The sequence below is a fragment of the Aquimarina rhodophyticola genome, from assembly GCF_042434915.1.
Taxonomy (GTDB): Bacteria; Bacteroidota; Bacteroidia; order Flavobacteriales; family Flavobacteriaceae; genus Aquimarina.
On sequence record NZ_CP170198.1, the window covers coordinates 384,232 to 410,426 of the forward strand.

General features: G+C 34.9%; 26 protein-coding genes. 22 read left to right on the forward strand and 4 right to left on the reverse strand.

Annotation, left to right across the window (positions count from 1 at the left end; all coding sequences use genetic code 11):
• Positions 1-34: 34 nt before the first annotated feature.
• Positions 35-952, forward strand: coding sequence for a TIGR01777 family oxidoreductase (locus ACE939_RS01695; RefSeq protein WP_378187046.1), 918 nt, complete (start codon positions 35-37; stop codon positions 950-952).
• An 83-nt stretch (positions 953-1,035) separates the two neighbouring features.
• On the opposite strand, the gene ACE939_RS01700 is transcribed toward ACE939_RS01695, so the two are convergent.
• Entirely contained in the window at positions 1,036-1,707 is a 672-nt protein-coding gene (locus tag ACE939_RS01700) for a YceI family protein (RefSeq protein WP_378187047.1), read from the reverse strand.
• Between the two features lie 163 nt (positions 1,708-1,870).
• Between ACE939_RS01700 and ACE939_RS01705 the strand changes: the two genes are divergently transcribed.
• The 10 genes from ACE939_RS01705 to ACE939_RS01750 all read left to right on the forward strand — a co-directional run bounded on the left by ACE939_RS01705 (position 1,871) and on the right by ACE939_RS01750 (position 12,091).
• Positions 1,871-2,422: a nucleotide exchange factor GrpE gene (locus tag ACE939_RS01705; protein WP_378187048.1), complete on the forward strand. Its 552-nt coding sequence runs from the start codon at positions 1,871-1,873 to the stop codon at positions 2,420-2,422.
• A 7-nt stretch (positions 2,423-2,429) separates the two neighbouring features.
• Positions 2,430-3,545 carry a molecular chaperone DnaJ gene (gene dnaJ / locus ACE939_RS01710; protein WP_378187049.1) on the forward strand — a complete coding sequence of 372 codons (1,116 nt, stop codon included), beginning with the start codon at positions 2,430-2,432 and terminating at the stop codon, positions 3,543-3,545.
• A gap of 344 nt (positions 3,546-3,889) precedes the next feature.
• Positions 3,890-4,819 (forward strand): ABC transporter ATP-binding protein, encoded by a 930-nt coding sequence (locus ACE939_RS01715; RefSeq protein WP_378187050.1) that lies wholly within the window; start codon positions 3,890-3,892, stop codon positions 4,817-4,819.
• Positions 4,812-6,110 (forward strand): ABC transporter permease, encoded by a 1,299-nt coding sequence (locus ACE939_RS01720; protein ID WP_378187051.1) that lies wholly within the window; start codon positions 4,812-4,814, stop codon positions 6,108-6,110. Before ACE939_RS01715 ends, ACE939_RS01720 begins: the two co-directional genes overlap by 8 nt.
• 1 nt (position 6,111) lies before the next feature.
• Positions 6,112-7,026 (forward strand): mechanosensitive ion channel family protein, encoded by a 915-nt coding sequence (locus ACE939_RS01725; protein ID WP_378187052.1) that lies wholly within the window; start codon positions 6,112-6,114, stop codon positions 7,024-7,026.
• A gap of 3 nt (positions 7,027-7,029) precedes the next feature.
• On the forward strand, positions 7,030-7,962 hold the full coding sequence (locus tag ACE939_RS01730; RefSeq protein WP_378187053.1) for a hypothetical protein: 933 nt from the start codon (positions 7,030-7,032) through the stop codon (positions 7,960-7,962).
• Positions 7,962-9,125: a sigma-54-dependent transcriptional regulator gene (locus tag ACE939_RS01735; RefSeq protein WP_378187054.1), complete on the forward strand. Its 1,164-nt coding sequence runs from the start codon at positions 7,962-7,964 to the stop codon at positions 9,123-9,125. The genes ACE939_RS01730 and ACE939_RS01735 overlap by 1 nt, the downstream gene beginning before the upstream one ends.
• A gap of 32 nt (positions 9,126-9,157) precedes the next feature.
• Positions 9,158-9,700: a hypothetical protein gene (locus tag ACE939_RS01740; RefSeq protein WP_378187055.1), complete on the forward strand. Its 543-nt coding sequence runs from the start codon at positions 9,158-9,160 to the stop codon at positions 9,698-9,700.
• An 80-nt stretch (positions 9,701-9,780) separates the two neighbouring features.
• Entirely contained in the window at positions 9,781-10,659 is an 879-nt protein-coding gene (locus ACE939_RS01745; RefSeq protein ID WP_378187056.1) for a PPK2 family polyphosphate kinase, read from the forward strand.
• A 19-nt stretch (positions 10,660-10,678) separates the two neighbouring features.
• Positions 10,679-12,091 carry a M28 family peptidase gene (locus ACE939_RS01750; protein ID WP_378187057.1) on the forward strand — a complete coding sequence of 471 codons (1,413 nt, stop codon included), beginning with the start codon at positions 10,679-10,681 and terminating at the stop codon, positions 12,089-12,091.
• 31 nt (positions 12,092-12,122) lie between these two features.
• On the opposite strand, the gene ACE939_RS01755 is transcribed toward ACE939_RS01750, so the two are convergent.
• Positions 12,123-12,494 carry a hypothetical protein gene (locus tag ACE939_RS01755; protein WP_378187058.1) on the reverse strand — a complete coding sequence of 124 codons (372 nt, stop codon included), beginning with the start codon at positions 12,492-12,494 and terminating at the stop codon, positions 12,123-12,125.
• Positions 12,495-12,770: 276 nt separating this feature from the next.
• Here ACE939_RS01755 and ACE939_RS01760 point away from each other — a divergent pair, with 276 nt between their 5' ends.
• The 5 genes from ACE939_RS01760 to ACE939_RS01780 all read left to right on the forward strand — a co-directional run bounded on the left by ACE939_RS01760 (position 12,771) and on the right by ACE939_RS01780 (position 16,592).
• Positions 12,771-12,947, forward strand: coding sequence for a hypothetical protein (locus tag ACE939_RS01760; RefSeq protein ID WP_378187059.1), 177 nt, complete (start codon positions 12,771-12,773; stop codon positions 12,945-12,947).
• A 95-nt stretch (positions 12,948-13,042) separates the two neighbouring features.
• A complete protein-coding gene (locus ACE939_RS01765) occupies positions 13,043-14,428 on the forward strand; it encodes an MATE family efflux transporter (RefSeq protein WP_378187060.1) in 1,386 nt (461 codons plus the stop codon).
• Between the two features lie 172 nt (positions 14,429-14,600).
• Positions 14,601-15,671 (forward strand): OmpA family protein, encoded by a 1,071-nt coding sequence (locus ACE939_RS01770; protein ID WP_378187061.1) that lies wholly within the window; start codon positions 14,601-14,603, stop codon positions 15,669-15,671.
• Positions 15,672-15,767: 96 nt separating this feature from the next.
• On the forward strand, positions 15,768-15,995 hold the full coding sequence (locus ACE939_RS01775) for a hypothetical protein (RefSeq protein WP_378187062.1): 228 nt from the start codon (positions 15,768-15,770) through the stop codon (positions 15,993-15,995).
• Between the two features lie 18 nt (positions 15,996-16,013).
• A complete protein-coding gene (locus tag ACE939_RS01780) occupies positions 16,014-16,592 on the forward strand; it encodes a phosphatase PAP2 family protein (RefSeq protein WP_378187063.1) in 579 nt (192 codons plus the stop codon).
• A gap of 4 nt (positions 16,593-16,596) precedes the next feature.
• On the opposite strand, the gene ACE939_RS01785 is transcribed toward ACE939_RS01780, so the two are convergent.
• Positions 16,597-18,855, reverse strand: coding sequence for a transglycosylase domain-containing protein (locus ACE939_RS01785; RefSeq protein WP_378187064.1), 2,259 nt, complete (start codon positions 18,853-18,855; stop codon positions 16,597-16,599).
• Between the two features lie 565 nt (positions 18,856-19,420).
• Between ACE939_RS01785 and ACE939_RS01790 the strand changes: the two genes are divergently transcribed.
• From ACE939_RS01790 to ACE939_RS01805, 4 genes are all read left to right on the forward strand, one after another.
• Positions 19,421-20,947 (forward strand): DUF1573 domain-containing protein, encoded by a 1,527-nt coding sequence (locus ACE939_RS01790; RefSeq protein WP_378187065.1) that lies wholly within the window; start codon positions 19,421-19,423, stop codon positions 20,945-20,947.
• Between the two features lie 319 nt (positions 20,948-21,266).
• Positions 21,267-21,512, forward strand: coding sequence for a sigma factor (locus tag ACE939_RS01795; RefSeq protein WP_378187066.1), 246 nt, complete (start codon positions 21,267-21,269; stop codon positions 21,510-21,512).
• Positions 21,466-21,783 (forward strand): sigma factor-like helix-turn-helix DNA-binding protein, encoded by a 318-nt coding sequence (locus ACE939_RS01800; RefSeq protein ID WP_378187067.1) that lies wholly within the window; start codon positions 21,466-21,468, stop codon positions 21,781-21,783. Before ACE939_RS01795 ends, ACE939_RS01800 begins: the two co-directional genes overlap by 47 nt.
• A gap of 7 nt (positions 21,784-21,790) precedes the next feature.
• Positions 21,791-22,633 carry a PhzF family phenazine biosynthesis protein gene (locus ACE939_RS01805; RefSeq protein ID WP_378188406.1) on the forward strand — a complete coding sequence of 281 codons (843 nt, stop codon included), beginning with the start codon at positions 21,791-21,793 and terminating at the stop codon, positions 22,631-22,633.
• A 231-nt stretch (positions 22,634-22,864) separates the two neighbouring features.
• Here the strand turns inward: ACE939_RS01805 and ACE939_RS01810 are convergent, their stop codons facing one another.
• A complete protein-coding gene (locus tag ACE939_RS01810) occupies positions 22,865-23,365 on the reverse strand; it encodes a hypothetical protein (RefSeq protein WP_378187068.1) in 501 nt (166 codons plus the stop codon).
• 546 nt (positions 23,366-23,911) lie between these two features.
• Between ACE939_RS01810 and ACE939_RS01815 the strand changes: the two genes are divergently transcribed.
• Together ACE939_RS01815 and ACE939_RS01820 are read left to right on the forward strand one after the other, a co-directional pair.
• Positions 23,912-25,060 carry a DinB family protein gene (locus tag ACE939_RS01815; protein ID WP_378187069.1) on the forward strand — a complete coding sequence of 383 codons (1,149 nt, stop codon included), beginning with the start codon at positions 23,912-23,914 and terminating at the stop codon, positions 25,058-25,060.
• 430 nt (positions 25,061-25,490) lie between these two features.
• Positions 25,491-26,030 (forward strand): hypothetical protein, encoded by a 540-nt coding sequence (locus ACE939_RS01820; RefSeq protein ID WP_378187070.1) that lies wholly within the window; start codon positions 25,491-25,493, stop codon positions 26,028-26,030.
• The last annotated feature ends 165 nt before the right edge of the window (positions 26,031-26,195 follow it).

Genomic DNA, 26,195 nt, shown 5'->3' on the forward strand with positions numbered 1-26,195 from the left:
AAATAGCATAGTAATTTGGCGTAAATAACAATTTATGAAAGTTTTAATCACTGGAGCTACTGGTATGATAGGCCAAGAGGTCGTAAAGTTATGCCACCAATCCAATATTGTTGTCCATTATTTGACTACAAGTGAGGATAAAATAGAAAATAAATCAAATTACAAAGGATATTTTTGGGATCCTCAAAACAATAGTATTGATGTGAATTGTTTACATGAGGTTGAGGTGATCATAAATTTGGTGGGAGCCACAGTAGCAAAACGATGGACAAAAAACTATAAAAAAGAAATAATAGAAAGCAGAACACTTTCTGCTAAACTACTTCTTAATACCCTCAAAAATCAAAAGCATACGGTTAGACATATGCTATCAGCTAGTGCTATCGGAATTTATCCTAGTTCACTTCAAAATTACTATACCGAAGAAACTCAAACAATAGCTGATGACTTTTTGGGAACTGTAGTTAGACAATGGGAGGATGCAGTAAATCAATTTAAAAGTATCGATATATCTGTTAGTATTTTACGGATTGGTTTGGTATTATCAGAAAAAGGAGGAGCTTTCCCCAAGATGGCAGAGCCAGTAAAATATAACTTAGGTACAGCATTTGGTAGCGGCAAACAGTGGCAAAGTTGGATTCACGTAGAGGATCTTGCACGTGTTTTTTTACATAGTATATTGCAAGAGCAAAGTGGGGTTTTTAATGCAGTTGCTCCTAATCCAGTGTCCAATCAAAAGCTAATAAAAATCATCGCAAAAAAAATGAATAAAAGCATTTTTTTACCTAATGTGCCCAAGTTTATGATGAAACTAATATTAGGTGAAATGCATACAATTTTGTTTGCCAGTCAGCGGGTGAGTTGTGAAAAGTTACTAGAAACAGGGTTTAATTTTAATTTTGACAACGTCGCGGTGGCGATTCAGGATATTGTTAATAAACAAGAAGTATAATTTTTTTAAGAATTATCCTATAAAAAAACTCCTGACACCATAGGAAAAGAGTATCAGGAGTTTTTAATTTTTGGAAACAGTGATTAAGCTTTTTTAGCTTTGATCATCACTTTAAGTTTAATGTCATCATTGATAAATTTATCTCCTAAACCTTCAAAAACAGATTTAGAGCCATAATTCACATTCCACTCTGTACGATTGATGGTAAACTCTTCAGAAGTTAAACTCATCGTATCTCCTTCAATTGAAGTAGTCGCGGGAAAAGAAATATTTTTCTTAATCCCCTTTATAGTCAAATTACCATCGATCATAGTTTTACCTTCTTTTTCTGATATTCCTGTGATTTCAAAAGAAGCTGTAGGATGTTCTGCAACATTAAAAAAGTGATCTTCTTTACCTTCGCCTTCACCTTTTAAATGACCCTCAAGACCTGCTTTTTCATCACCTTCAAGATCGGTAACTGTAATAGTGTTCATATCAATGGTAAACGAACCCTCTTCGATGTTATCTGCAGTTGCCTTCACGGTACCGTTTGCAATAGCAATGGTTCCTTTATGTTCACCAGTCGGTTTTGAACCTACCCATTCGATAGTACTGGTAGCAGGATCCACATTGTAGCTAATAGCTTCTACAGGAGCTTCCTTAACAGCTTCTGCCGCTGCTGCTTCTGTCTCATTTTTATTTTCGCCTTTACAAGAAATTGATGTAAATACAAGTGTTGCCAAAGCAAACACACTCATGATTTTAGTTTTCATAATATAGTTAATTATAGGATTTAATGATTTTCAAAATTATTTTATTATAAACGGAAAACTCATAAAGATATGCTAAAATATTAAAGTGACATTATGACATTAATTAAAAAATGGCAGTACTTTTGCTCCTTCAAAAACAAAAGTTATTAAAAGTACGAGCTACATGAGTAATAAAAATAAACAGTCGGAGGCAGTAAATGAACAAGAAGAGCTTCTTGAAACGACAGTAGATGAAACAGTAGAAGAGACTGAAACTGGTGATGAAAATACAGAAATGAAGTATAAAGAGGAGTTAGAAAAAGAAAAAGACAAATTTTTGCGCCTTTTTGCTGAGTTTGAGAATTATAAAAGAAGAACATCCAAAGAGCGTTTGGAGCTCTTTAAAACAGCTAGTCAAGACGTATTGTCATCGATGTTGCCTGTAATGGATGATTTTGATCGTGCGATGAAGGAAATCGAAAAGTCAGAAGATGAAAATTTGAGTAAGGGTGTTGGATTGATTCACAATAAATTAAGAGAGACACTTATTTCTAAAGGCTTAGAAGAAATGAATGTAGTTGCTGGGGATGCTTTTAATGCAGATGAGCATGAGGCTATTACTCAAATTCCAGCACCAACAGAGGATTTAAAGGGTAAGATTGTAGATGTCGTAGAGAAAGGATATAAATTGGGAGATAAAATAATTCGATTTCCTAAAGTAGTTACTGGACAATAATTAGTGTATGAAAGACGATTTTTATGATATTTTAGGCATTAGTAAGAATGCTACTGAAGCCGAAATAAAAAAAGCATATAGAAAAAAGGCGATTCAATTTCATCCAGACAAAAATCCTGGTGACAAAACTGCAGAAGAGAGTTTTAAGAAAGCAGCCGAGGCATATGAGGTGTTAAGTGACCCTAACAAACGTCAACGTTATGATCAATACGGTCATCAAGCTTTTGAAGGCGGCGGCTTTGGCGGCGGTGGCGGTATGAATATGGATGACATCTTTAGTCAATTTGGCGATATCTTTGGCGGCGGCGGTTTTGGTGGCTTTAGTGGTTTTGGTGGCGGTGGCGGTGGTCAACGCAGAGCCAAAGGGAGTAATCTTCGTATACGAGTTAAGCTTACTTTGGAAGAAGTTGCTAATGGAGTCGAAAAGAAGATAAAAGTAAAGCGAAAAGTTCAAGCCTCTGGGACAACGTATAAAACCTGTTCAACATGTAATGGTTCTGGTCAGATTACACGTATTACAAATACGATATTAGGTAGGATGCAAACTGCCTCTGTTTGTACAGCATGTGGAGGATCGGGTCAAATGATCGATAAAAAATCTGCCGATGCAGATGCTCAAGGATTAAAGGTAGTCGAGGAGACTGTAAGCATAAAAATACCTGCTGGAGTAGAAGAGGGAATGCAACTCAAAGTTTCAAGTAAAGGTAACGATGCACCTGGAAATGGTGTTCCAGGAGATTTACTGGTAGCTATAGAGGTTTTAGATCATCCTTACTTACAACGAGAGGGAGATAACCTACATTATGACTTATATGTGAGTTTTTCTGAAGCAGTATTGGGAGCTTCTAGAGAAATTGATACAGTTACAGGAAAAGTTCGAATCAAAATTGAGGAAGGTGTACAAAGCGGAAAAATCCTGAGGTTGCGAGGTAAAGGAATTCCAAGTATCAATGGATATGGTAAAGGTGATTTATTAGTTCATGTTAATGTATGGACACCTAAAACAATCAATAAAGAACAGCGAGAATTTTTTGAAAAAATGTCTCAGGATGATCATTTTAAACCTAGTCCCGATAGCGGAGATAAATCTTTTTTTGAAAAGGTAAAAGATATGTTTTCTTAAAAACAAAGAATTTAACAGTTTGTAGGAATTGCTTAGATGACATTAACTTATGATTAAGAAAAATTCGTATATTTGAAACATCACTATTTCTATAGTGATAATTTTTCTTTTTCATAGCAATTTTTTTCCCATCCTAAATACTTAGTATTCAGGGTGGGTTTTGTTTTTATGGCTAGTTAGTTTTATGAGTACAGCCTACAAATAATTTTTAGATTTTCATTAAAAGACTTCCGTTTGTAAGTAATAGTAGTATTTTTATATTCTAATTCTCAGTGAGATCATAGAGTTTACATAAAATTGATCACGAGGATTATCATCATATATCCATTATAATTAAGAATTTTATGATTCAAGCTTTAGAAGCTAGGCAAGTAAGCAAGCGTTTTGGGGAATTCACCGCGCTTGAAGAAATGTCAATTCAAGTTCCTGTAGGTAGTATTTTTGGGTTGTTGGGGCCCAATGGGGCTGGTAAGACTACTTTAATTAGAATAATTAATCAAATCACTTTGCCAGATAGTGGATCTGTTTTTTTAAATGGAGAACCTTTACAACCAAAACATATTCAAAATATAGGGTATTTGCCCGAAGAACGCGGTTTGTATAAATCTATGCGTGTTGGGGAGCAAGCTATGTATTTGGCACAACTAAAAGGATTGTCAAAAAAAGAAGCAAAACAACGTCTTAAGTATTGGTTTGATAAGTTTGAAATTACTCATTGGTGGGACAAGAAAATTGAGGAATTATCAAAAGGAATGGCTCAAAAAGTTCAGTTTATAGTAACGGTACTTCATCAACCCAAGTTATTGATTTTTGATGAGCCGTTTAGCGGATTTGATCCTATTAATGCGAATGTTATAAAGGATGAAATATTACAACTAAGAGATGAAGGAGCTACTGTAATTTTTTCAACACATCGTATGGAAAGTGTAGAAGAATTATGCGATCATATGGCGTTGCTTAACAGATCCAAAAAGATTTTAGAAGGTAAAGTTTCAGATATCAAGAAAGCATATAAAACGAATACTTTTGAAATAGGAGTACATACTGCTAATCACGAAGAATTGCTTAAAGAGCTTTCACAAAAATTTGTCGTAGCCCCAGCCAATTTTAAAACCATAGATGATCAATTAAAAGTACAAATAACATTAAATGAGACTATGGGGTCAAATGATTTGTTAGGATACTTAGCCTCAAAAGGTCGAGTCGTTCGTTTTAACGAAGTGATACCAACAGTTAATGAAATATTTATTAAAACGATTTCTGAAAATGAATAATTTACCTCTAATTATAAAGAGAGAGTTTATCTCAAGAGTTCGTAACAAGACTTTTATTATTATGACATTTTTAAGTCCTATCATCTTGATAGGAATGATTGGAGTAATTTCTTGGTTAACAACTCTTAATAATGATGAAATTCGTGAAATAGCCTTGGTTGATAAGACAGGACTTTTTGTGAATAAATTTGTCGATACTGAAAATGTGCGATTTATTAATTACAGTTCCAGTTCACTTAATGACGCCAAAGACTCTGTGGTACTTAAAAATTTATATGGCTTACTTTATATTCCTTTAAAATCTACCTCTAGCGAGTTATCAAAAGCAATTCAATTTTACTCAGAGGATTCTCCCAATCCTTCAATAATTAATCCAATAGAGGATCTAATTGCAGAGAAGCTAACTAATCAAAACTTTAAAAGAGAAGGTTTTGATTTGGCAACTATAGAAAATTCGAGAGCCAAAGTAACAATTCAAATTGAAAACTTTACTGGAGAGAAAACTTCAAAAATGTCTAATTACGTCAAAATGTTTTTTGGTGGGGCAGCAGGATATTTGTTATTTATGTTTATTATTATCTATGGTAATATGGTTATGCGTTCTGTAATTGAGGAAAAGTCGAATCGAATTATCGAAATTATAATATCGTCTGTAAAACCCATGCAATTAATGATGGGTAAAATTTTGGGGACATCATTTGCGGGGATGTTACAGTTTTTAATATGGGTGATTTTGGGCGGAACATTGCTTATAATTGCGAGTACATTTTTTGAAGTTTCGCCTGCGCCAGTCTCGTCGAGCGCTGGACTCGATATGGTACAATCCAATTCCAGTGAAATAGCTTTAGTACTTCAGGATATTCTTAGATTACCGTTGGTTTTTCTAGTTTGTTTATTTTTTGTGTATTTTATTGGAGGTTATTTTTTGTACAGTTCTATTTATGCGGCTATTGGAGCTGCTGTTGATAGCGAGACAGATTCTCAACAATTTATGATGCCTGTATTGATTCCTTTAATGTTAGGAATTTATGTTGGCTTTTTCTCTGTAATTGAAAATCCACATGGAACAGTTTCTACAATTTTTTCTATGATACCATTAACGTCTCCTGTTGTGATGCTTATGAGAATCCCATTTGGTGTTGCTTGGTATGAAATTTTAATTTCTGTAATAATTCTATTCGGAAGTGTTATTTTTATGACTTGGTTTGCGGGCCGAATTTATCGGGTTGGTATCCTAATGTACGGTAAAAAAGCGAGTTATAAAGAAATATGGAAATGGTTAAAATATTAAAATGATTCAAGAAAAGATAGCCGATCAAGTCGAAGAAGTAATTAAAGAAGATATTTGGGGAAGTATTAGAGAGTTTTTGCTTTATGAAATTTTTAGAGTTGGTTCAGAAAAAGATCCCATAGTATTAACGGTTTGGCTCTTACTTTTTGTAATTTTTATTTTTTTAGCTACTTCAATCGTTTTAAAATTTATAAGTCGAGTAGCAACACGAAAACTACCTCACGAGAGTAAAGTTAAATTTATATCGGTATTTTCGTTTCTTAAATACTTTGTAAACGTTATAGTACTTCTAGTTGCTCTAGATAGTATTGGCTTTAATATTACCGCCGTATTTGCAGCATCTGCCGCTTTATTAGTTGGTGTAGGTCTGGCTCTACAAACGCTTATTCAGGATATAATTTCTGGAATTTTCATTTTTGTAGACCAAACAGTTCACGTTGGCGATATTATAGAATTAGAAGGTAAGGTTGGGCGAGTCGAAGAAATTAAATTAAGAACAACACGAGCGGTAACTATAGATAATAAAGTATTGGTGATCCCCAATCATAAATATTTGACATCCACGCTATATAATTGGACTCAAAATGGAACGCTGACTAGAGAATCGGTCGAGGTTGGTGTTGCATATGGCAGTGATGTCAATCTGGTTAAGGATCTGTTAATAAAAGCAGCATTAAATAATAAAAATGTCTTAAAAAGCCCAGAACCTTTAGTCCTTTTTACAGAATTTGCAGATAGTTCGTTAAATTTCAAAATTGTTTTTACACTCAATGATAGTTTTTCTAGTGCTATTCCTAAGAGTGAAATACGTTTTGAAATTGATCGTTTATTTAGGGAACATAACGTCGTTATTCCTTTTCCTCAACGTGATATTCATGTAATTAATCAGATGGTAACCAAAAACGAAATGAACTAATATATGAAGAACGCCCAATCTTACCTACATGCTATTACCTACAAATTAAGTATGCTATGCATATTATTTTATACAACCAATCTTGTAGCTCAAAGTACAGATTTGGCAAGAATAGAGTACGCCAACATTCCGCAAGCAGATAGCAAAAATTTATACAGTCGTTTTAGATTTATGGCTAATATTCCTTTCAAATTAAATGAGAAAGGTGCTTATCTTGTGGTCGGTACTCAGTATCGTCTTAATACCTTAGACATCCAAGATGGAACCGAAAATTTGCAGGGTTTTAATAAAAGTGGATTGGATGACTTTCATACCATTGGATTAGAACTTGGATATACTTTTAAAATGAGTGAAATCTGGCGTTTTGGAGCAAAATTTGGAACACGGCTTTCTTCAAATATTGAAAACAATAATTTAGAGACAGACGATTTTAGATATACCATATCTTCATACTTTATAAGAAGTAAGAAAGGAGAGGGTGTACGTCAACCTTCTAGGCTAATACTTGGGTTTCAATTTACCTATCCTTCAAGCATAAACTTCCCATTACCTATTGTAAACTATTATAAAAAGTTTCATCCAAAATGGTCTTATGCAGTCGGAACCCCAAAAACCAATATTAAGCATCTCATCAATGATAAAAACACGATTCAATTATTTGCAAGTCTCGATCGTTTTTATGGAAATATACAGAGAAATAGAAGCTTTATAGATCAAGATGGTATTGTGCAAGTAGCAGAGAATGTTTCAATGTTAACAATACTTGGAGCTGTTGGATATGAGCATTTTTTTACAAAACATATTCTATTCTATGCTTATGGTGGCTATACGCTAAGTAATGAAATTAGATTGCGCAACGGTGATCAAGAAAATATACTTACTATTAATGATAAAAATACGTTCTATCTACGTAGTGGAATCAAATTAAAAATATGATGGCAAAAATTTTAATAATCGAAGATGAATCTGCAATTAGACGTGTCTTAAGCAAGATATTATCCGAAGAGAATCCCAAATACCAAGTGTTCGAGGCTTCAGATGGTCTGGAGGGGATAGAAGTGATAAAGAATGAAGATTTTGATCTTGTTTTATGCGATATTAAAATGCCAAAAATGGATGGTGTTGAAGTGCTAGAGGCTGTAAAGAAAATAAAACCAGAGATTCCAATGGTTATGATTTCGGGTCACGGAGATCTTGATACCGCGGTTAATACGATGCGATTGGGTGCATTTGATTATATTTCAAAACCCCCAGATCTTAATAGATTATTGAACACGGTACGTAATGCATTGGATCGAAAGGAGCTTGTTGTAGAAAATAAGATGCTCAAAAAGAAAGTCTCTAAGAATTATGAGATGATAGGAGCTTCTACAGCAATTTCGGATATTAAGAATATTATCGAAAAAGTAGCAGCTACAGATGCGCGAGTGCTAATTACGGGACCTAATGGAACAGGAAAAGAGTTAGTGGCACACTGGCTACATCAAAAAAGTGAGCGTGTTAAAGGGCCAATGATAGAAGTCAATTGTGCAGCAATACCAGGAGAACTCATTGAGAGCGAATTATTTGGTCATGTAAAAGGTGCTTTTACCTCTGCCAATAAAGATCGAGCAGGTAAATTTGAAGCAGCCAATGGCGGTACTATCTTTTTAGACGAAATTGGAGACATGAGTTTATCTGCTCAAGCCAAAGTATTACGTGCTTTACAAGAAAATAAAATTCAGCGAGTTGGAAGTGATAAGGATATAAAAGTAGATGTTAGGATTGTAGCCGCTACTAACAAAGACCTTAAAAAAGAAATTGCCAATAATAAATTTAGAGAAGATTTATATCATCGACTAGCTGTTATTTTAATTAAAGTTCCTTCGCTCAATGATCGTAGAGAAGATATCCCTCTGTTGATAGAACATTTTTCAAAAAAGATAGCCGAGCAACAAGGCATGTTATTAAAAAAATTTAGTCCAAAAGCGATTAAGCAATTACAGCAATATGATTGGACTGGTAATATTAGAGAACTGCGTAATGTGGTCGAACGTTTGATAATACTAGGTGGCAATGAGATAAGTGAAGATGATGTAAAGCTTTTTGCAGCTAAATAATCGTTAAACTACATATTTAATTTTTTTAATACATGCAAACGAGCATCCCCAAACGGCTCTTTACAAATGTTTTACTACTACTATGTAGTACATTATGTCATGCTCAATACGAACCGAATAGTCTCAATTTTGGACTATCTGTTAATAAAAATTTTGGATTAGCAAACGAGCTAGGAGCAGGAGCCAGAGTTGAATATGCACCCAATTGTTTTACAACCTATTTAGCAGAATTTACACACCAATTTATGATTCTAGCCGATAAAGAGGATAAGCAATCAGGGTATAGTGAGTTAGCATTTGGTGTCAACTTAATACTTTTTAATTGGTATCCTACCACTATAACAGCAGGCATTGGCTATGTCGGTAATAATGAATCTAGTCTAGACGAACGCGTAGATAAAGCGTTTCTGGTTTTACAAAGTGGAAACTTAAATCATGGAGCTCAAATTAAATTAAGAGCTTTGTACCAATTTACTGTACCTGTACATATCTATGCAGAGTTCAATATTAAAAGTTTAGGAAGGCGTTATGATACGTTTACAATAGGGTTTAACTATGACTTTGCAGCGCGCTAACTAAGGTATCAACGATCCACAGTCTTTATTTTTTCTTAGTTGAAATCTTTAGTATCTTCGAGAACTTATTACGCAGCATTATGAAAAAGATAACACCTTCTGATTTTCAGGTTACCCAATCAATTAACATTAAACAAGAAGCAACTACGTATGATTTGGATGCTAGCGAAAAAAAGATAGAAAATGAGTTAGAGAACGTTCGAGAGAAGCTAGGAAGCTTACAAGATACAATGTATGCTCATGACAAATATGCTGTATTAGTCTGTTTACAAGGTATGGATACTGCTGGAAAAGACAGTTTGATTCGGGAGGTTTTTAAGGATTTTAATAGTAGAGGTGTTGTTGTGCATAGTTTTAAAGTTCCTACAGAGCTAGAGCGAAGCCATGATTATCTTTGGCGACATTATATTGCCCTGCCACAACGCGGTAAGTTTGGCGTCTTTAATAGAACACATTATGAAAATGTTTTAGTCACGAGAGTGCATCCCGAATATATTTTAGGTGAAAATTTACCCGATGTAAGTAGTATAGCAGATATTGACGATGCATTTTGGGAAAAACGATTTGATCAAATTCGAAATTTTGAAAAGCATTTGGCAGATAACGGTACTATTATATTTAAGTTTTTCTTACACTTATCAAAAGAAGAGCAAAAGGACAGGTTATTGCGACGTCTGGATAAAAAAGAAAAAAACTGGAAATTCTCTGCAGGAGACCTTAAAGAAAGAGCCCTTTGGGATAGGTATGAAGAGTATTATGAAGATGCTATTAATAAAACATCAAAATCGCATGCTCCTTGGTTTGTAATCCCAGCAGACGATAAACCGACAGCGCGTTATATTGTGGCTAAGATACTGTTGGATACGTTAAAACAATATACCGACATTAAAGAACCCGAATTGGATACAGAAACACAAAAAAACATCGAATTTTACAAGGCTCAACTACGTAAGGAGTAGGTATTAGAAAACAATGATAATGACAAAATTTATGGATATTAAAAAAGTGTTTGTTTGTTTATACATGTTGGCTATCATTCAAGGCAACGCACAATCAACCGTAGGTAAAGAGGATAGAACACAATTAAAAAAAATATACGATACAGCACTTCTAGAGGGTAATAGTTATCAATGGTTAGATCATTTGTCTAATCAAATTGGAGCACGTCTATCGGGATCTCTTAACGCACAAAAAGCTGTAGAATGGGGAAAAGAAGAGTTAGAAAAACTTGGACTGGATAAAGTTTGGTTACAACCAGTGATGGTGCCAAAATGGACAAGAGGTGTAACAGAATTTGCGTATATCGAAACAGAACCTGGTAAGTCTACCACCGTACCCATTTGCGCATTAGGAGGTTCTGTTCCCACACTTATTGGCGGTATCAAGGCACCTATTATTGAAGTTAAAAGCTTAGAAGCACTTGAGCAACTAGGAAGGAAAGAAGTTGAGGGAAAAATTGTTTTCTATAATCGTCCTATGCAGGCAGATTTAATTAATACGTTTGAGGCATATGGTGGATGCGTGGATCAACGATACTCAGGTGCTGCAATCGCCGCAAAATACGGCGCAGTAGGCGTACTCGTTCGTTCGTTAACCTTGCGATCAGATGATTTGCCGCATACAGGTGCAATGAGTTATGGTGATTTAAAATCTTACGAAAAAATTCCGGCAGCTGCTATCAGTACCAATGGAGCGGATTTATTAAGTTCAATGTTAAAACTTAATCCATCGATAAAACTTCATATCAATATGAATTGTCGAACGTGGGAGGATGTAGAATCTTTCAATGTTATTGGAGAGATTAAAGGAACAGAGTTTCCAGACAAATATATGGTAGTTGGAGGACATTTGGATTCGTGGGACCTAGGCGATGGATCGCATGATGATGGAGCAGGTATCGTGCAATCCATGGAGGTAGTACGCTTATTTAAAAAAATCGGGTATCGACCTAGACATTCTATTAGAGTGGTTATGTTTATGAATGAAGAGAACGGTTTGCGCGGAGGTAAAAAATATGCTAAAGTAGCTAAAGAAAAAAATGAGAACCATGTCTTTGCACTAGAGAGCGATTCTGGCGGATTTAGTCCTAGAGGATTTTCTTTTGATTGTACAGATTCTAATTTCAATAAAGTCTTATCTTGGAAACCTTTATTTGAACCTTATTTAATTCATTATTTTGCTAAGGGAGGAAGTGGAGCAGACATCGGGCCACTTAAAAAGATTGATAATGTCTTAGCAGGGTTAAGACCAGATTCTCAACGATACTTTGATTATCATCATGCCAAAAGTGACACCTTTGATGCTGTAAATAGACGTGAACTGGAGTTAGGAGCTGCTACTATGGCTAGTCTGGTTTACTTGTTCGATAAATATGGGGTTGATTACGAGTAAGTATCTTGATAAATACTAAAGAATGGTAAGATTATAATTTTTTCTTGATTATTGTTTCTGCCCAAGCGATAGCTTCGTTTATCGAAGAAAAATATCCATAAGAATTATCAAACCATTGTTGTTCTTTTTTAGCGTCTTCAAGGGTGTTTTTGTTGGTAGATACAAAAGCACAACCAAGCATTCTTTTAGTATTAACTAGTTTATAAGCCTCCTTTTCTATGTCAATTTGATAATCGCGTTGAGAGATAAAAACATACTTTTTTCTTCCGTAATGCTTTGTTATATCGCCCAGTAATTTTTTACTGTCTTTTAGAGTGAATCGCTTAACATCTTTCATTCGATATATCAAATAGTTATCAAAAAACTCGAGTGATCCAAAGCTATAGTCAATTTTAACGTCCATAATTTATATAAAATGATATAGTAAAAGTACTGTTTTTTTTGACTGATATTTTTAATTATTTTTATCACATTATTATGTAATATTCCAAAGGCTTAAAGACAATTAAAGGTTCCTTCACAGACAAATATCAAATACAAGCAAGATACTATGCCTATAATGATATTGAGTATAGGGAGACTAATTAAAATTTTTGATACTATATATTTTTTATAATAATGAAATGTCCAGCCACTTGCGATAGCAACTATTACCATCATAGGAAAGCTAATTAGCGCTATGAATAAAATAATAGTATTTATACTCTCTAGAGAACCAGGACTATCAAATATCATGGGAGACATCATGATAAAAGGTAGCGATGCAAACGCGAGTAAAGCTAGAAGAATGGTTGCAATAACTAGAAAGAGATTGGATGCTTCTTTTTTCAGAGGTATTTGTGACACTACAGTTTAGTATTTTAAAAGTTAGAATTAAAAGTAGGTAAAAAAAAGACATTTAAAAATTCTAATTTCGTTAGATATAATACCTTTATAGGCTCAATAGTCGATATGCTTACACAATACACCAAAGAATTTCGTTACAATCTCAAACTAGCTGCCCCTGTTATGTTAGGTATGTTGGGGCATACCTTTGTGGGATTGGTAGATAATATTATGGTAGGTCAGTTAGGTACCGCGCAATTAGCCGCAGTATCCTTAGGTAACAGTTTTATGTTTATTGCTATGTCTCTTGGTATTGGTTTCTCAACAGCCATCACGCCGCTGGTAGCAGAGGCAGATGGTGAGGCTAATTTTAGTTCGGGTAAGTCGGCACTCAAACATGGGTTGTTTTTATGTACGGTGATCAGTATAGTATTATTTTTAATTATTCTTGCAGCAAAGCCGATCATGTATTTAATGAAACAGCCCGTTGAGGTAGTAGAGCTGGCGATACCCTACTTAGATCTAGTAGCATTTTCTTTAATTCCATTAATTGTATTTCAGGCATTTAAGCAATTTTCAGATGGGTTATCTATGACCAAGTATCCTATGTATGCCACTTTAATTGCCAACGTAGTAAATATAGTACTCAATTATTTATTAATTTTTGGAAAATTTGGTTTTCCACAACTAGGAATTGTAGGAGCAGCAATAGGCACTTTATTATCACGTTTTGTCATGCTAGCTTTTTTATGGGTTTTACTTCGCTCCAATGCTAAAGCAAAAGCGTACGTTACGGCCATTAAGCTGTTTGTATTAGAGAGCACGATGTTGCGCAAAATAGTATCATTGGGATTACCCTCTGCCATGCAAATGTTTTTTGAGGTAGGCATTTTTACAGCTGCTATATGGTTATCTGGTATTTTAGGTAAAAACCCGCAGGCGGCCAATCAAATTGCTTTAAATTTAGCATCGATGACCTTTATGGTAGCCACGGGACTTAGTGTAGCTGCTATGGTAAGGGTAGGAAATCAAAAAGGTTTGCAACAATATCGAGAACTTAAGCGCATTGCTCTATCAATTTTGGTACTTACGTTTTTTATCGAAGTACTTTTTGCCATCTTTTTTGTTGTATTTAATTCTCTTTTACCACAGATGTACTTGGATAGTAATGATTTGGCAAATGTAATAGATAATAAAGAGGTGATTGAAATAGCTTCTCAACTTTTACTAATAGCAGCGTTATTTCAAATTTCTGATGGTATACAAGTGGTAGTTCTGGGCGCACTACGAGGGTTACAAGATGTAATTATACCTACAGTAATTACGTTTATTGCTTATTGGATCGTTGGTTTTCCTGTAAGTTATTACTTAGGATTGTATACAGATTTTGGAAATTCTGGGATTTGGTTAGGACTCTTAGCGGGTCTTAGTGTTTCTGCTATTTTATTGTTTATTCGTTTTAAAATACTAAGTGACCGTATGATCATAAAAGGTAGTTTGTTGGATACGTAATTATAAAATCTGAACTATATAAATTATTGAAAATTAATTTTTTACGTTTATATAGGTTAACCTATGCTTACTGTTTACCTAGAATGACAAGGTTATTCTCGTATATATGCAATTTGGATTTAACAAATAATTAAGTATCTTTCCGCATCCAAATCGAATTAAAAGTAAAAAAATGACAGTCCCAAAACCTCGCTTTTACACGTTACTTTGTAGTGTGTTTTTTTATGTGTTAACATTAACCTACACCAACGCTCAAAATCTAGTGCCTAATCCTGGATTTGAAGAAACAAATCCTTCAGTTACGAAATTAACGCATGAGATGCAGAATTTTGCAAAAATGAAAGATTGGTCTGCGTTAGTAAATTCTCCAGATGTTTTTCATCCAGCCACAGCGACAGTAAAATTTAAGCATAAAGCAAATAATTTTTTACCTCAGTTTGGTCGTCAAGAACCACGCACGGGTGAGGGTAAAATAGGAATGTACATTTCTGGCGGAATTTACAAAGAGGGTATTGTAGCAAAGCTTAATAGACCGCTTAAAGCAGGTAAGTTCTATTATTTTCACATGTATGTGAGTTTAGCAGAAGGTGTATCCAAAGGTTGTACATCCTCGATTGGTACATACTTTAGTTCGAGAAAGCCAAAAATAACTCCGACTTCAAAATTAAAGCTGCATATAGCTTCTACCGAGATGTTATGTGATTATCAAAATTGGACAAAAGTATGCGGAGTTTATAAAGCTAAAGGTACAGAGAACTATATTTCTGTAGGGTATTTTGGAGATAATCCAAAAGGTAGATCGCTCAAATCCTCGTCTAGCGATATGGGTAATGCCTATTATTTTGTAGACGATGTCATGTTATTAGAAATGCAATCAACACAAAATCTTATGCCACAAGATATTTGTAGTATGGTACTTGAGTTTAAGGATATTGAATTCTTAAATGGTGAGAGTGAAACCGATAGTGTTGTCGAGAAAGAACTGGATACTTATATCCAATATGTTCAATTATTTAAAGTAGATGCTATTAAAATTAAAGGATATGCTAATGATGCTGGGTCTGCTTTTGAAAATGAAATCATGGCATCGACTAGAGCACTTAATGTGAAAGAATACTTTATTAATAAAGGTATCGATGCTTCTTTAATAGAGATTGTTGATGCAAATACTGCTGGTAAACTGAATACTGCCAATCCAGAAGAATTTAATCGTGTCGAGGTCGAGATTATAGCCCCACAATAAGCGCAGCGCATTGAATAAATTTTTATGAAGTGAATTGCTGATCAACTACGTCAAATCTTAGTATATTTGACGTTTTGATAATCTTAAGTACACTATATGGCTTTTCCGAAATTTATTTTAGGAGATAATACTGATCTTCCTGACGCAATATTTGTAATTCATACAGAATTTCCTAGATTTATTATCAATTTGGGTGACGATGAAGTAGAGTGGTTAGAAGAGTTTGATGATTCTGATCAAAAAGAACTACAAGAAGAAGCAGAAAGTTTATTTAAAGCTGCAAACGATTTTTATGATCGTGAGATTGAACGTTACGAGGAGTAAATCTATAGAATATAATTTATGATAGAAGAAGTAATACAGCTCGATAAAGATTTATTTATATACCTAAATAATCTGGGAATGCCCGCTTGGGATGGATTCTGGTTGTTCATGACCGAAAAATTCTATCAAATTCCATTATATTTATTATTGCTGTATTTTTTCTTTAAGAATTTTGGGCTTAAGGGAACGTTAATTTGTTTGGTGTTAGTTGCGGCATTAATAACCGCTACAGATCAACTGGCTAATTTGTTTAAGAATGTTTTTTTTATGCGTCCGCGGCCGTGCCGTGCCGAGGGTGTAGCCGAGTTTACTCGATTTATTGCCGAACATTGTGGGAGGCATGGTTTTTTCTCTGGGCATGCGACTAGCTCAATGGCTTTAGCATTTTTTACAGGCTTAACCTTACAATCTCGTCTTAAATACATTTTTGTCTTTATGGTACTATGGGCAGTAATTGTTAGCTATAGCCGTATCTATGTAGGGGTGCATTATCCAGCCGATGTGGCCGTTGGTATGACTGCGGGTATCGGGATGGGGTATTTAGCTTATCGTGTATATCAATACCTACTTAAACGGTTTGACGTACCCACGCTTTAGGGTGCTATTTATCTTTTTCTTTTTTGAAACGTTTTTTCTTTTTTTTACTAGAGAAGATTCGCTTTAAGAGGTTATCTCTTTTTTCGGGGTCGCAATTTAGATCATCAACAACCTCGGTACTGGTCTCGGCAAATTTACTTTTGGTATAATGATCAAATTCTTGATCGTTGTTCATTTTTGTATAGAGTTTAGCAAAAATAGGTAAGGCGGCGTTTGCTCCTTGTCCTATACGCGTACTCTTAAAACCAATAGCATAATCATCATTACCCACCCAAGTAATCGATACCAATTTTGGTGTGATCCCTACAAACCATCCATCTTTATTATCTTGTGTTGTACCCGTTTTTCCCGCAATCGCATTGGTAAGTCCATAAGTTGTACGCAGTCTAGCTGCTGTACCCTTATCTACGGTCGCTTTCATCATTTCGAGTAAAACCTCTCGGGTATACTTAGAATATGCTGCGGTGTCAGCTACTTTTGGGGTGTACTCTGCTAGCACCTTACCACTTTTGGTAGTTATTTTAGTAATACAATAGGGTACAACAGGTTTACCATCATTAACATAGCTGGTATACGCTCCAGTCATTTCTTTTAAGGTAATTCCTGCAGTACCAAGCGCGATAGAAGGCTCTTTGGGAATCTTACTTGTGATACCTAATTTTTGAACTAAGTCGATAACTTTTGGAATACCCACTTTGTTCAGCACTTTTACAGCAATGGTATTTACAGAGTTGCTTAATGCAGTCTCCAGAGTATAATTGAGATATGGATCTTCGGTTTCTGATGCATTGGTAGGAGTCCAATCATCTACATTGGTATAGGTAACTTCTCGTACAGGAAAATAAGTACACGGTTTCATACCGTTGTCTATTGCCGCGGTGTATACAAAAGGTTTAAAGGTAGAACCTACTTGTCGTTTACTTTGGGATACATGATCATATTTAAAATAACGATAATCAATACCACCGATATAACTAAGTACCGCTCCTGTAGCAGGATCTATTGATAACATCCCGGTATTGAGGAATTTTTGATAGTGTCGCAAGCTATCTATAATAGATGCTTTTTGGGTTATGTTACCATCCCACGTAAAAAACTCCATGTCTCTTTTCGCGTTAAGCGAATCGTTTATCTGAGCATCAGGATGTCCTGCAGCTTTTAGTTTTTTATAGCGCGCAGCTCTTTTAACCAAGGTATTTTTTGTAGTAAGTTGTTTTTTCCATGGAGCGTAAGCCCCATGATCATTTTCGTATGCTACTTGCAGTGCTTGCATATGTTCTTGCATAGCCTTTTCTGCCAGCGTCTGCATTTTGTAATCTAGAGTAGTGTGGATTATGAGTCCGTCACGATATAGATCATAAGGTTGTCCATCCTCTTTATTGAGTCCTCGAAGCAACGAATCTAGCTGTTTTTTTACCGCTTCTCTAAAATATGGGGCTACCCCCATATCATGATTAAAATACTGATAGTCTAGGGCAATGGTATCTTGGGTGGTCTTATTTGCACGATCTTCGTCTAAATACTCATATTTTACCATTTGTTGTAATACAATATCGCGTCGTGCCCGACTGCGCTTTGGATAGAGACGTGGGTTATATCCATTGTTTGCCTTTAAGGAGCCGACTAAGACAGCCGCCTCTGATAAGGTAAGGGCTTTGGTCGTTTTATTAAAGAATTTTTGCGCAGCACTTTCGATTCCGTAAGTGTTATCGGGAAAGGGAACGGTATTAAAATAAAGAGTAAGAATTTCACTTTTAGAATATATCGATTCGATACGGCTAGCAATAATAGACTCCTTCAGTTTATTGACTATAATACTAATTTTGCCATAGTCTTTTCTTCCGAAAAGATTTTTAGCTAACTGAAGCGTAATAGTACTTCCCCCTCCAGAGGATTTATCTTGTAATAAGATGGATTTAAAAAATACGCGAAGTAGACTTTTATTATCAATTCCCTCGTGTTCGTAAAAACGGACATCCTCGGTAGCTATAAGTGCATCGATCAAGTGCTGTGGCAAATCCTCAAAGGTGATGGGTTGACGGTCATAGATGTAATATTTACCAATTAATTCTCCATTTTTGTCAAGAACTTGAGTAGCCTCAGATTGTTTGAGGGTACTTAACGTTTTTACATTTGGGACTTTGCCCCAAGCACCAGCATAGATACTGATATAAAAACCGATGAGTAGTACCAAGAGTCCAGTAATCCCTACCAAGGACCATTTGATCCACGGGTTGTGTAACCAACGTTTTAAAGTATGCATGTGTTTTCCTTACAATTACAAAACGCAAGGTGTAAAAAATCTATGAGGTAACGTGTTAAAGCAACGGTAAAGGTTATTTTTTAGCCACAAGCCACAAGCCACTAGTTTATGGTTTTAAGTTACTAAACTAAAAAACACATCCATCCCCAATCCTTCCTTCGAAGGAAGGGAATAGTAAAAGTCTTCCTTTGAAGGGAGATTTAGCGAGAGGTATTTAATTCTAGCTAGAAGTGAAGAGACACTAGTCTTTAGTATAAGCCATTGAAAGTAGTCTGAACATTCTTCTATTATGCGCTGTAGACCACCTATGTCTTGAAGGTTTCTCAGAGAGGGAATCGCTATGGTAGGAGTATCTTTACAGTATATTTGTGTGACAATTAAAAGCATTTAAATAAACCGTTTTGCATAAGCATGTCCATTGAACAACTTTGACCACTTTCTGGTTTCTGGCGTGTTAATAACTGGTATAATTAATCACTTTGGTTCTTAGGTGTTTACGTTTCAAAAAAGAATTTGCTTTATCAATATAAAAAATAGTATCATTGTGCTTCTAAATAAATTAAATATGAAAAGCCTACTTAAAAATTACTCTTTTTTATTACTATTTTACACCTTATTATTATGTAGTTGTAGTTCGTCAGATTCTGATGATGGAATCGTATCAACGCCAAAAGAGGAAGAGGAAGAAAAACCGGTCGAGAACGCATCTCTAGTACTTACTGTTAGAGACGATACATCGCTGGATTTTGGAGAGGTTGTCCAAAATTTTGTATTCACAAAAAAAATCAAAATCACTAATTCTGGAAACATACCATTAGAGATTAGTAGTATTTCGGTTCCCAATGGATTTTCTTTGGATTGGTCCTCTGGTACAATACCCGTTGAAGGTTCAAAGGATATAACTGTTGAGTTTACTCCAGACAAAATAGATGATTTTGGCGGAGTGATAAGTGTTAATAGCAATGCAGGTACTGTAAATAATACTTTAACGTGTGCTGGTAAGGGAGTGAGTGATATTTTTGAAGAAGATTTAATTCTATCTGATCAACAAGAAATAGAAGATTTTATCAAAAGAGGGTTTAAAGAGATAAAAGGTACTTTGTATATTGCTTATACGGGTAAAACAAGTTATGATCGCAATATTAGTATAACCTCATTAGAATCCTTATCGCAATTGAGATCAATTAATGCTATAAGAATTAATTCAACAGTTAATCTATCAAATTTAAATGGTTTAGAAAATTTAGATATAAAAGGTAGTATTGCATTAGTCGATAATATAGGGCTTGAAAATATTGATGGATTAAAAAATATTGTTAATATTAACGGATTTCTTCAAATTGCAGGGTGTAGTTCTTTGAGAAATTTAGATTCCCTAGGGAACTTAACGACTGTTAGATTTATAGTTACTATCACATCTAATGACTTATTGGAGAATCTTAACGGATTAAACAAATTGAAAAGTATAGGCGGTAATTTACAGATTAGCTTTAATCCTTTTATAAATAATTTAGATGGGCTAAGTAATTTAGAGACCATTGAAGAAGGTCTTTCCATTGAGGGAAATGCACGTTTAAATAATTTTTGTAGTTTGAGAACGATGCTTAACTCAGGAGGACTTAAGGGATATTTTAGGGAAACGAGTTTCAATAGATACAATCCTTCTAAAAGTGATGTCATGTCTGGTGATTGTACCAAAGATTTTCCTCAAGGAGTATATGGAGGTAATTTAAACATTAGAAGTAAAAACGAATATAATACTTTTATATCTCAAAACTTTGAAGGAATTGATGGAAACTTAACTATTAATAACAGAGATTCAGATATACTCACTCTAGAAGAACTTTCAGGCTTAAAAAGTGTTTCTGGAACTTTATATATTAATCAAATGGTCATTGAAGATTTAAAGGGGTTGCAAAACTTGGAGAATGTTCAAGGGAATGTTCAAATTAGTCAAAATGCTAATTTGTCAGACTTTTGCGATATTCTACCCCTTATCAATGGCAATGGCCTCAGCGGTACTTTTACTGCATCAGGCAATCCTTACAACCCTACGCGTCAAGATCTGGAAGCTGGTACTTGTACCCAGTAATTTCTTGCTTTATTCACCTTTATTACGATGGTTTTATATTACTAAAGACCTTATTACTATATTTGTTTTAGTAATAAGGTCTTTTCATTATACGGATGCAATTCTGCTATAGTTTAAAAAGAAAACCTAATCACCAGGTATAGTAGCGTTGCTAATAGCTGAAAGTTTTAGTGAAGGATTTTGAAGCCGATACCATACCCCCCCTTTTATAGTTTTCCATTTTTTCTTAATAAGATCTATACAATAAAAATGAGTAGTTTCGTAATACGGTATTCTCAAAAGTACTCATCCTAAGTTTTTATTTAAAATAACTACTACTATGAAAACTGACATCGAAACCATCTGGATAGACCTAGGCCAAGAGCTCTATGCCTTTATTTTGAGTAAGATAAAAGATGCCCCAACGGCTCAGGATCTTCATCAGGAAGTTTTTATAAAAGTGCAAACCAACATGCATCAATTACAACATGCCACAAAGCTTACCTCCTGGGTGTATCAAATTACTCGAAACACCAATCATGGATCATTTCAGAAAACTAAAAAAGGAAACGGTAGGATTGGATAGCTTAGACCTGCCCGAGGATGATGGTGACAGTTTTAAGTATGGTAAACTAACGAACTGCATCTATCAAAAAATAGAGAAACTCTCTGAGCAGCATAAAGAGGTGATTATGCTGACCGCGTTTAAAGATTACTCACAAAAGGAATTGACAACTCATTTAAATATGTCCTACTCAGGTACCAAATCAAGAGTACAAAAAGCCAGAGAAATCTTAAAAGAAAACATGTTGGAATGTCCTTACGTAGTTTCAAACAGTTACAGTACACATTCTTAATGCTTTTATCGCAAACGGAGCAGGAGGCAATCCCGCCGGAGTCGTATTAAATGCCGACAACCTATCCAACCAGCAGAAGCTACAGATAGCTAATAAAGTTGGCTTATCAGAAACTGCGTTTGTTTCAAAATCAAATTCAGCAGGGTTTAAGTTGGATTTCTTTACACCTAATAAACAGATAGCGCATTGTGGTCATGCGACTGTGGCCAAGTTTTCGTATTTAAAACAAATAGGAGCAGTGTCCGGAGAACGTTCGTCCAAAGAAACAATTGACGGCAATCGGGATATAGCACTATCAGGAAAACTTGTTTTTATGGAGCAATTGGCACCCACCTATATTGATGTTGGTGATAAAGAATCTGAAATACTTACCTCCTTAGGACTTCAAAAAACGGATTTGAGTGCTAAGGCCCCTATTAAGGTTGTAAACACTGGTAATCCGTTTATGTTAATTCCAGTTAAGGATACAGAGATTTTGAAAAACTTGTCACCGGATTTTGATCTCATCAATAAAATTAGTGAAGCCTTTGATTTAATAGGATATTATGTGTTTACCACCAATACCGAAAATGCACAACTAAATGCAACGTCAAGAATGTTTGGACCCAGGTATGGTATACAGGAAGAAGCGGGTACAGGTATGGCGGCTGGACCGCTTGCTTGTTATTTACATGATGTGTTGAGCGTTAAGAAGCAACGCTATCATTTGCAACAAGGAAAATATATGCATGAACCTTCTTCAAGTTTAATTCTGGTTGATCTGTTGATCGAACAGGAAAAAATTAAGGGTCTAATGGCCGGTGGTAAAGGATTGCTCAAAAGCGAAATGAATGTTGAGATTGATTTGTAAAAAGTTAGGATTCTTGGTTATAGTCAGAGGTGAAAAGCCACTAGTTTCTGGTTTTAAGTTACTAAACTAAAAAACACATCCATCCCCAATCCTTCCTTCGAAGGAAGGGAATAGTAAAAGTCTTCCTCTGAAGGGAGATTTAGCGAGAGGTATTTAATTCTAGCTAAAAGAAAGAAGTTACCAATTATCAGTAACTCAATTATCAACTTACAACAAGTTAAAATAGAATCTTTAAGAGATGAACATCCTGATATAATATCCTAAATAACCTATGAGCGCAAAAATAACATGTGCAATTACCAGTTGTATATAAAACTCGTGAAAGGTAACTTTGGGAGGATTGGGGTTGATCGCAAAAATAATTTGCCAGCCTATAATTCCTAAAATACCCATCCCGATCCCCACAATAAAACTCCACCCTAATGAGGGTTCTATAGAGGTATATACGAAGCAGCTATCATAAATAAATAGAAAGAGGTATCCTAACAAAAAATGTAAGACCCAACCGGGCAGATTAGTGGTTCTCTTATCTGAATTTATCTTGAAGTGACGGTGCATTAATATCGTAAGCAACTCTGGTTCTTTGAACTGTCTCTTTCTAATGTAGGAGGCTAAATAACTAAAAGCGGTCATCATAAGGGTTGCTATTGGTGCAACTATTATAAAAGCCAGACATGTGATTACCATATGCAACATTGATTTGGTGTGATAGCTAAAGGTATAAAAAAACATAGCGTACACTATGCCAGAGTATGCTAAGTAAAGTCTAAAATTTATAGCGAGTATTAACAATATATTGTGTGGTAGATTAACTGTTGTCCTAACGCTTTTGTGGGAATCTATCCTTGTAGAAATTTACATCGCTAAGCGGTTTGATAAACTGCATATTGCAGAGTACAATAGGTTGGTTACGCTATCTAATCAAGAAAAATCGGCACATCTTTTAAAAGTTATGAAGAGAAACCGTTACATTTACTAACTACGTTTTGTATAAAAAATATCACGGTTTATAGGGATGTATAAAACAAAATAATCTGATAGATTTGAGTAAAAATTTGAGGTATCCACTATAGTATCAATGGATGCCCATTTGGCACCTAATATCTGGTATAGTAGCTATAGTGATACGATGCTTTAGGGTTACGTGTCTTGTGATGGATGTAGCATAAGGTCTTCTGTAAAGCTAGCTCTAGGAGATAGTAAAGTAGTTTATAGAACCTACTACTATGACGTAACCATCTTATAGAACCTAAAAAATAGTCAATTAAATAACCAAATATGATCACACAAATTTTAAAACCTAGTACACTGCTCTTATGCCTTTGCGTTGTTTTTTATACCACTGCACAAACTAATGTGATAGAAAGAGAATGGGTTTATTTTCAAAAACGAATAGAGGTTAAAACCGATACCAAAGTAAAGTTTAAGTTGAGGGGCGCGATGAAATCTATCGTATCTAATAGTGGTAGCGCTTCGTATCTATGGGCATCAATTGAGAAGAAGAATGGCGAGGACGGTATGTTTTATAGAGTGAGTGATACGATGTTGCAGGATCCAAAATGGACAACGTATGAGATCGAGGGCTATTTTGATGCATCGGTAAAGGCTATCGTTTTTGGCGGTGGTGGGGTAAGTGAAGGGAAATTTTATTACGATGATTTCGAATTATTTTTTCAAAATGAAGGGGAACCCTATAAAAAGGTAGCGATCTCTAATGCAGGTTTTGAGAAAAAAGTTATCGATGATACCATACCTGGGTGGTTGCAAGAAGAGCGTGAGGATAAAACAGTGAACAAGATTAAAGGCTATACTTTTCATACTAGTGATCAACACAACTCGGGTGCATCGTCTTTAATGATTTTGGGTGAGGGTGTAACGCATGATAATAGCTATTATATAACACCCGAGGAGGGATTTTCTCCACAACTAGGAGTCTTAATCTCGATGCTTAATAATTTGAGCAAAAGGGTTGAAAGGGCGGTTAAGGATCTGGATCAAAGAGCAACAGATTTTCTTCTGGATGAAAAGGCAAATCGTATAGGAGCATTGGTTATGCATCTGGCGGTTGGCGAAAAATTTTATCAAAACTTAACTTTTGAGAATAGAAGATTTAATAAAGAGGAGCAAGAAAAATGGCAAGCGGGCTTAGACTTAGGGCAAGAGGGGAGAGAAAAATTTATAGGAAAACCAATTACATATTATTTGGATTTTTATAAAGAGGTAAGAAAAAAAACAATTGAAGAACTTAAAAAACGAAACGATGCCTGGTTGGCAAAATCTTGGCCAGGTGCACGTATGAATAATTATTATGCATGGTTTCACGTGATGGAACATCAATCGAGTCATCTAGGGCAAATACTGCTTTTAAAAAAGCGGGTTCCGCCAGAGGAGAAACCAATAACTATTAACAAACAGATTGAAGATTAGTTCAAGTTTTATAATTTAAAAACATTTTGCCTTTATATCTTGATTGTTTTTAATTAGGAGCTGAGTCAAAACTTGTCCTGAAGGTTTCCCAGAGGTGGGAAATGTTGCCGCACTTGTCAGGAAGGTTTCCCGAAGGTGGGAAATGTTGCCGCACTTGTCAGGAAGGTTTCCCAGAGGTGGGAAATGTTGCCGCACTTGTCAGGAAGGTTTCCCGGAGGTGGGAAATGTTGCCGCACTTGTCAGGAAGGTTTTACAATCTGTTGTATCGTTAAATAGCTTATGTATAATTAATTATGTAGTTTAGTACTAATAAAACCTACTACCAACCCCACTTAGTATCCTAAGGGTAGTGTTTGTAAATGAGAAATATAGTTACCATAGGTGATTTTGTAACATTGTTGTGCGTCAGCTATAAAATATAAAAAGAAATATGGGATTTGGATTTAACCTATTCTTCGTTTTCATTCTCTTACCTCTAACAGGAATATTACTAATTGCTTGGCTTTTATTTCAAAAGAAATCGATAGGTAAACTAGTAGGTTTTATTTGGTTTGCTATTTTTAGTTTAGTATTATTCTTAACTTCTCTTAGATGGTTGACGGCAAAAACTGAATTAGTTAAAAAGGATTATCACGGAGAATATGTAATTAACCGTGAATATTTTAAAGGACAACAAACTGATTGGCAATACAATCATTTTAGATTTGAAATTAAGAAAAATGATTCTATATACTTCTACGAAACAGAAAACGATAATATTGTAAAAACATATAAAGGGAAAATAAATACGACTGATCCAAATATCTATAAATCTGTGAGACTTATTATTGATATGGAAAAACCGACAACTCATATTTTGACAAGTAATCCAACGACTTTCAGAAGTGCTTGGAGTTTTTATTTAGTATTTAATTCTCCAAAATTTAACAATATGTTTTTCATAAAGGGAAAATGGAAACCACTAAAATAAAAAGCCGAACGCACAACAAGGTGTATAAAATATAGCTAATAAGTGCTTAACTAAAAGGTTTATGTATTTTATGAAGACCGCCAAATTTTTAATTTGGCTTTTAAAAAGAGAAAAATTAAAAATAAAATATAAAAATTCGGCTCTGTGTTAATCCGAAAAGTTAGT

Excerpts from the sequence above, each read along its gene's own strand:
- ACE939_RS01745 (WP_378187056.1), top strand. The coding sequence starts at position 9,781 with ATGAAAAAGATAACACCTTCTGATTTTCAGGTTACCCAATCAATTAAC.
- ACE939_RS01695 (WP_378187046.1), top strand. The coding sequence starts at position 35 with ATGAAAGTTTTAATCACTGGAGCTACTGGTATGATAGGCCAAGAGGTC.
- ACE939_RS01775 (WP_378187062.1), top strand. The coding sequence starts at position 15,768 with ATGGCTTTTCCGAAATTTATTTTAGGAGATAATACTGATCTTCCTGAC.
- ACE939_RS01735 (WP_378187054.1), top strand. The coding sequence starts at position 7,962 with ATGGCAAAAATTTTAATAATCGAAGATGAATCTGCAATTAGACGTGTC.
- ACE939_RS01715 (WP_378187050.1), top strand. The coding sequence starts at position 3,890 with ATGATTCAAGCTTTAGAAGCTAGGCAAGTAAGCAAGCGTTTTGGGGAA.
- ACE939_RS01730 (WP_378187053.1), top strand. The coding sequence starts at position 7,030 with ATGAAGAACGCCCAATCTTACCTACATGCTATTACCTACAAATTAAGT.
- ACE939_RS01750 (WP_378187057.1), top strand. The coding sequence starts at position 10,679 with ATGACAAAATTTATGGATATTAAAAAAGTGTTTGTTTGTTTATACATG.
- ACE939_RS01720 (WP_378187051.1), top strand. The coding sequence starts at position 4,812 with ATGAATAATTTACCTCTAATTATAAAGAGAGAGTTTATCTCAAGAGTT.
- ACE939_RS01815 (WP_378187069.1), top strand. The coding sequence starts at position 23,912 with ATGATCACACAAATTTTAAAACCTAGTACACTGCTCTTATGCCTTTGC.
- ACE939_RS01790 (WP_378187065.1), top strand. The coding sequence starts at position 19,421 with ATGAAAAGCCTACTTAAAAATTACTCTTTTTTATTACTATTTTACACC.
- ACE939_RS01760 (WP_378187059.1), top strand. The coding sequence starts at position 12,771 with ATGAATAAAATAATAGTATTTATACTCTCTAGAGAACCAGGACTATCA.
- ACE939_RS01700 (WP_378187047.1), bottom strand. The coding sequence starts at position 1,707 with ATGAAAACTAAAATCATGAGTGTGTTTGCTTTGGCAACACTTGTATTT.
- ACE939_RS01770 (WP_378187061.1), top strand. The coding sequence starts at position 14,601 with ATGACAGTCCCAAAACCTCGCTTTTACACGTTACTTTGTAGTGTGTTT.
- ACE939_RS01740 (WP_378187055.1), top strand. The coding sequence starts at position 9,158 with ATGCAAACGAGCATCCCCAAACGGCTCTTTACAAATGTTTTACTACTA.
- ACE939_RS01725 (WP_378187052.1), top strand. The coding sequence starts at position 6,112 with ATGATTCAAGAAAAGATAGCCGATCAAGTCGAAGAAGTAATTAAAGAA.
- ACE939_RS01800 (WP_378187067.1), top strand. The coding sequence starts at position 21,466 with ATGGATCATTTCAGAAAACTAAAAAAGGAAACGGTAGGATTGGATAGC.
- ACE939_RS01785 (WP_378187064.1), bottom strand. The coding sequence starts at position 18,855 with ATGCATACTTTAAAACGTTGGTTACACAACCCGTGGATCAAATGGTCC.
- ACE939_RS01810 (WP_378187068.1), bottom strand. The coding sequence starts at position 23,365 with ATGTTTTTTTATACCTTTAGCTATCACACCAAATCAATGTTGCATATG.
- ACE939_RS01755 (WP_378187058.1), bottom strand. The coding sequence starts at position 12,494 with ATGGACGTTAAAATTGACTATAGCTTTGGATCACTCGAGTTTTTTGAT.
- ACE939_RS01795 (WP_378187066.1), top strand. The coding sequence starts at position 21,267 with ATGAAAACTGACATCGAAACCATCTGGATAGACCTAGGCCAAGAGCTC.
- ACE939_RS01765 (WP_378187060.1), top strand. The coding sequence starts at position 13,043 with ATGCTTACACAATACACCAAAGAATTTCGTTACAATCTCAAACTAGCT.
- ACE939_RS01705 (WP_378187048.1), top strand. The coding sequence starts at position 1,871 with ATGAGTAATAAAAATAAACAGTCGGAGGCAGTAAATGAACAAGAAGAG.
- ACE939_RS01820 (WP_378187070.1), top strand. The coding sequence starts at position 25,491 with ATGGGATTTGGATTTAACCTATTCTTCGTTTTCATTCTCTTACCTCTA.
- ACE939_RS01780 (WP_378187063.1), top strand. The coding sequence starts at position 16,014 with ATGATAGAAGAAGTAATACAGCTCGATAAAGATTTATTTATATACCTA.
- dnaJ (WP_378187049.1), top strand. The coding sequence starts at position 2,430 with ATGAAAGACGATTTTTATGATATTTTAGGCATTAGTAAGAATGCTACT.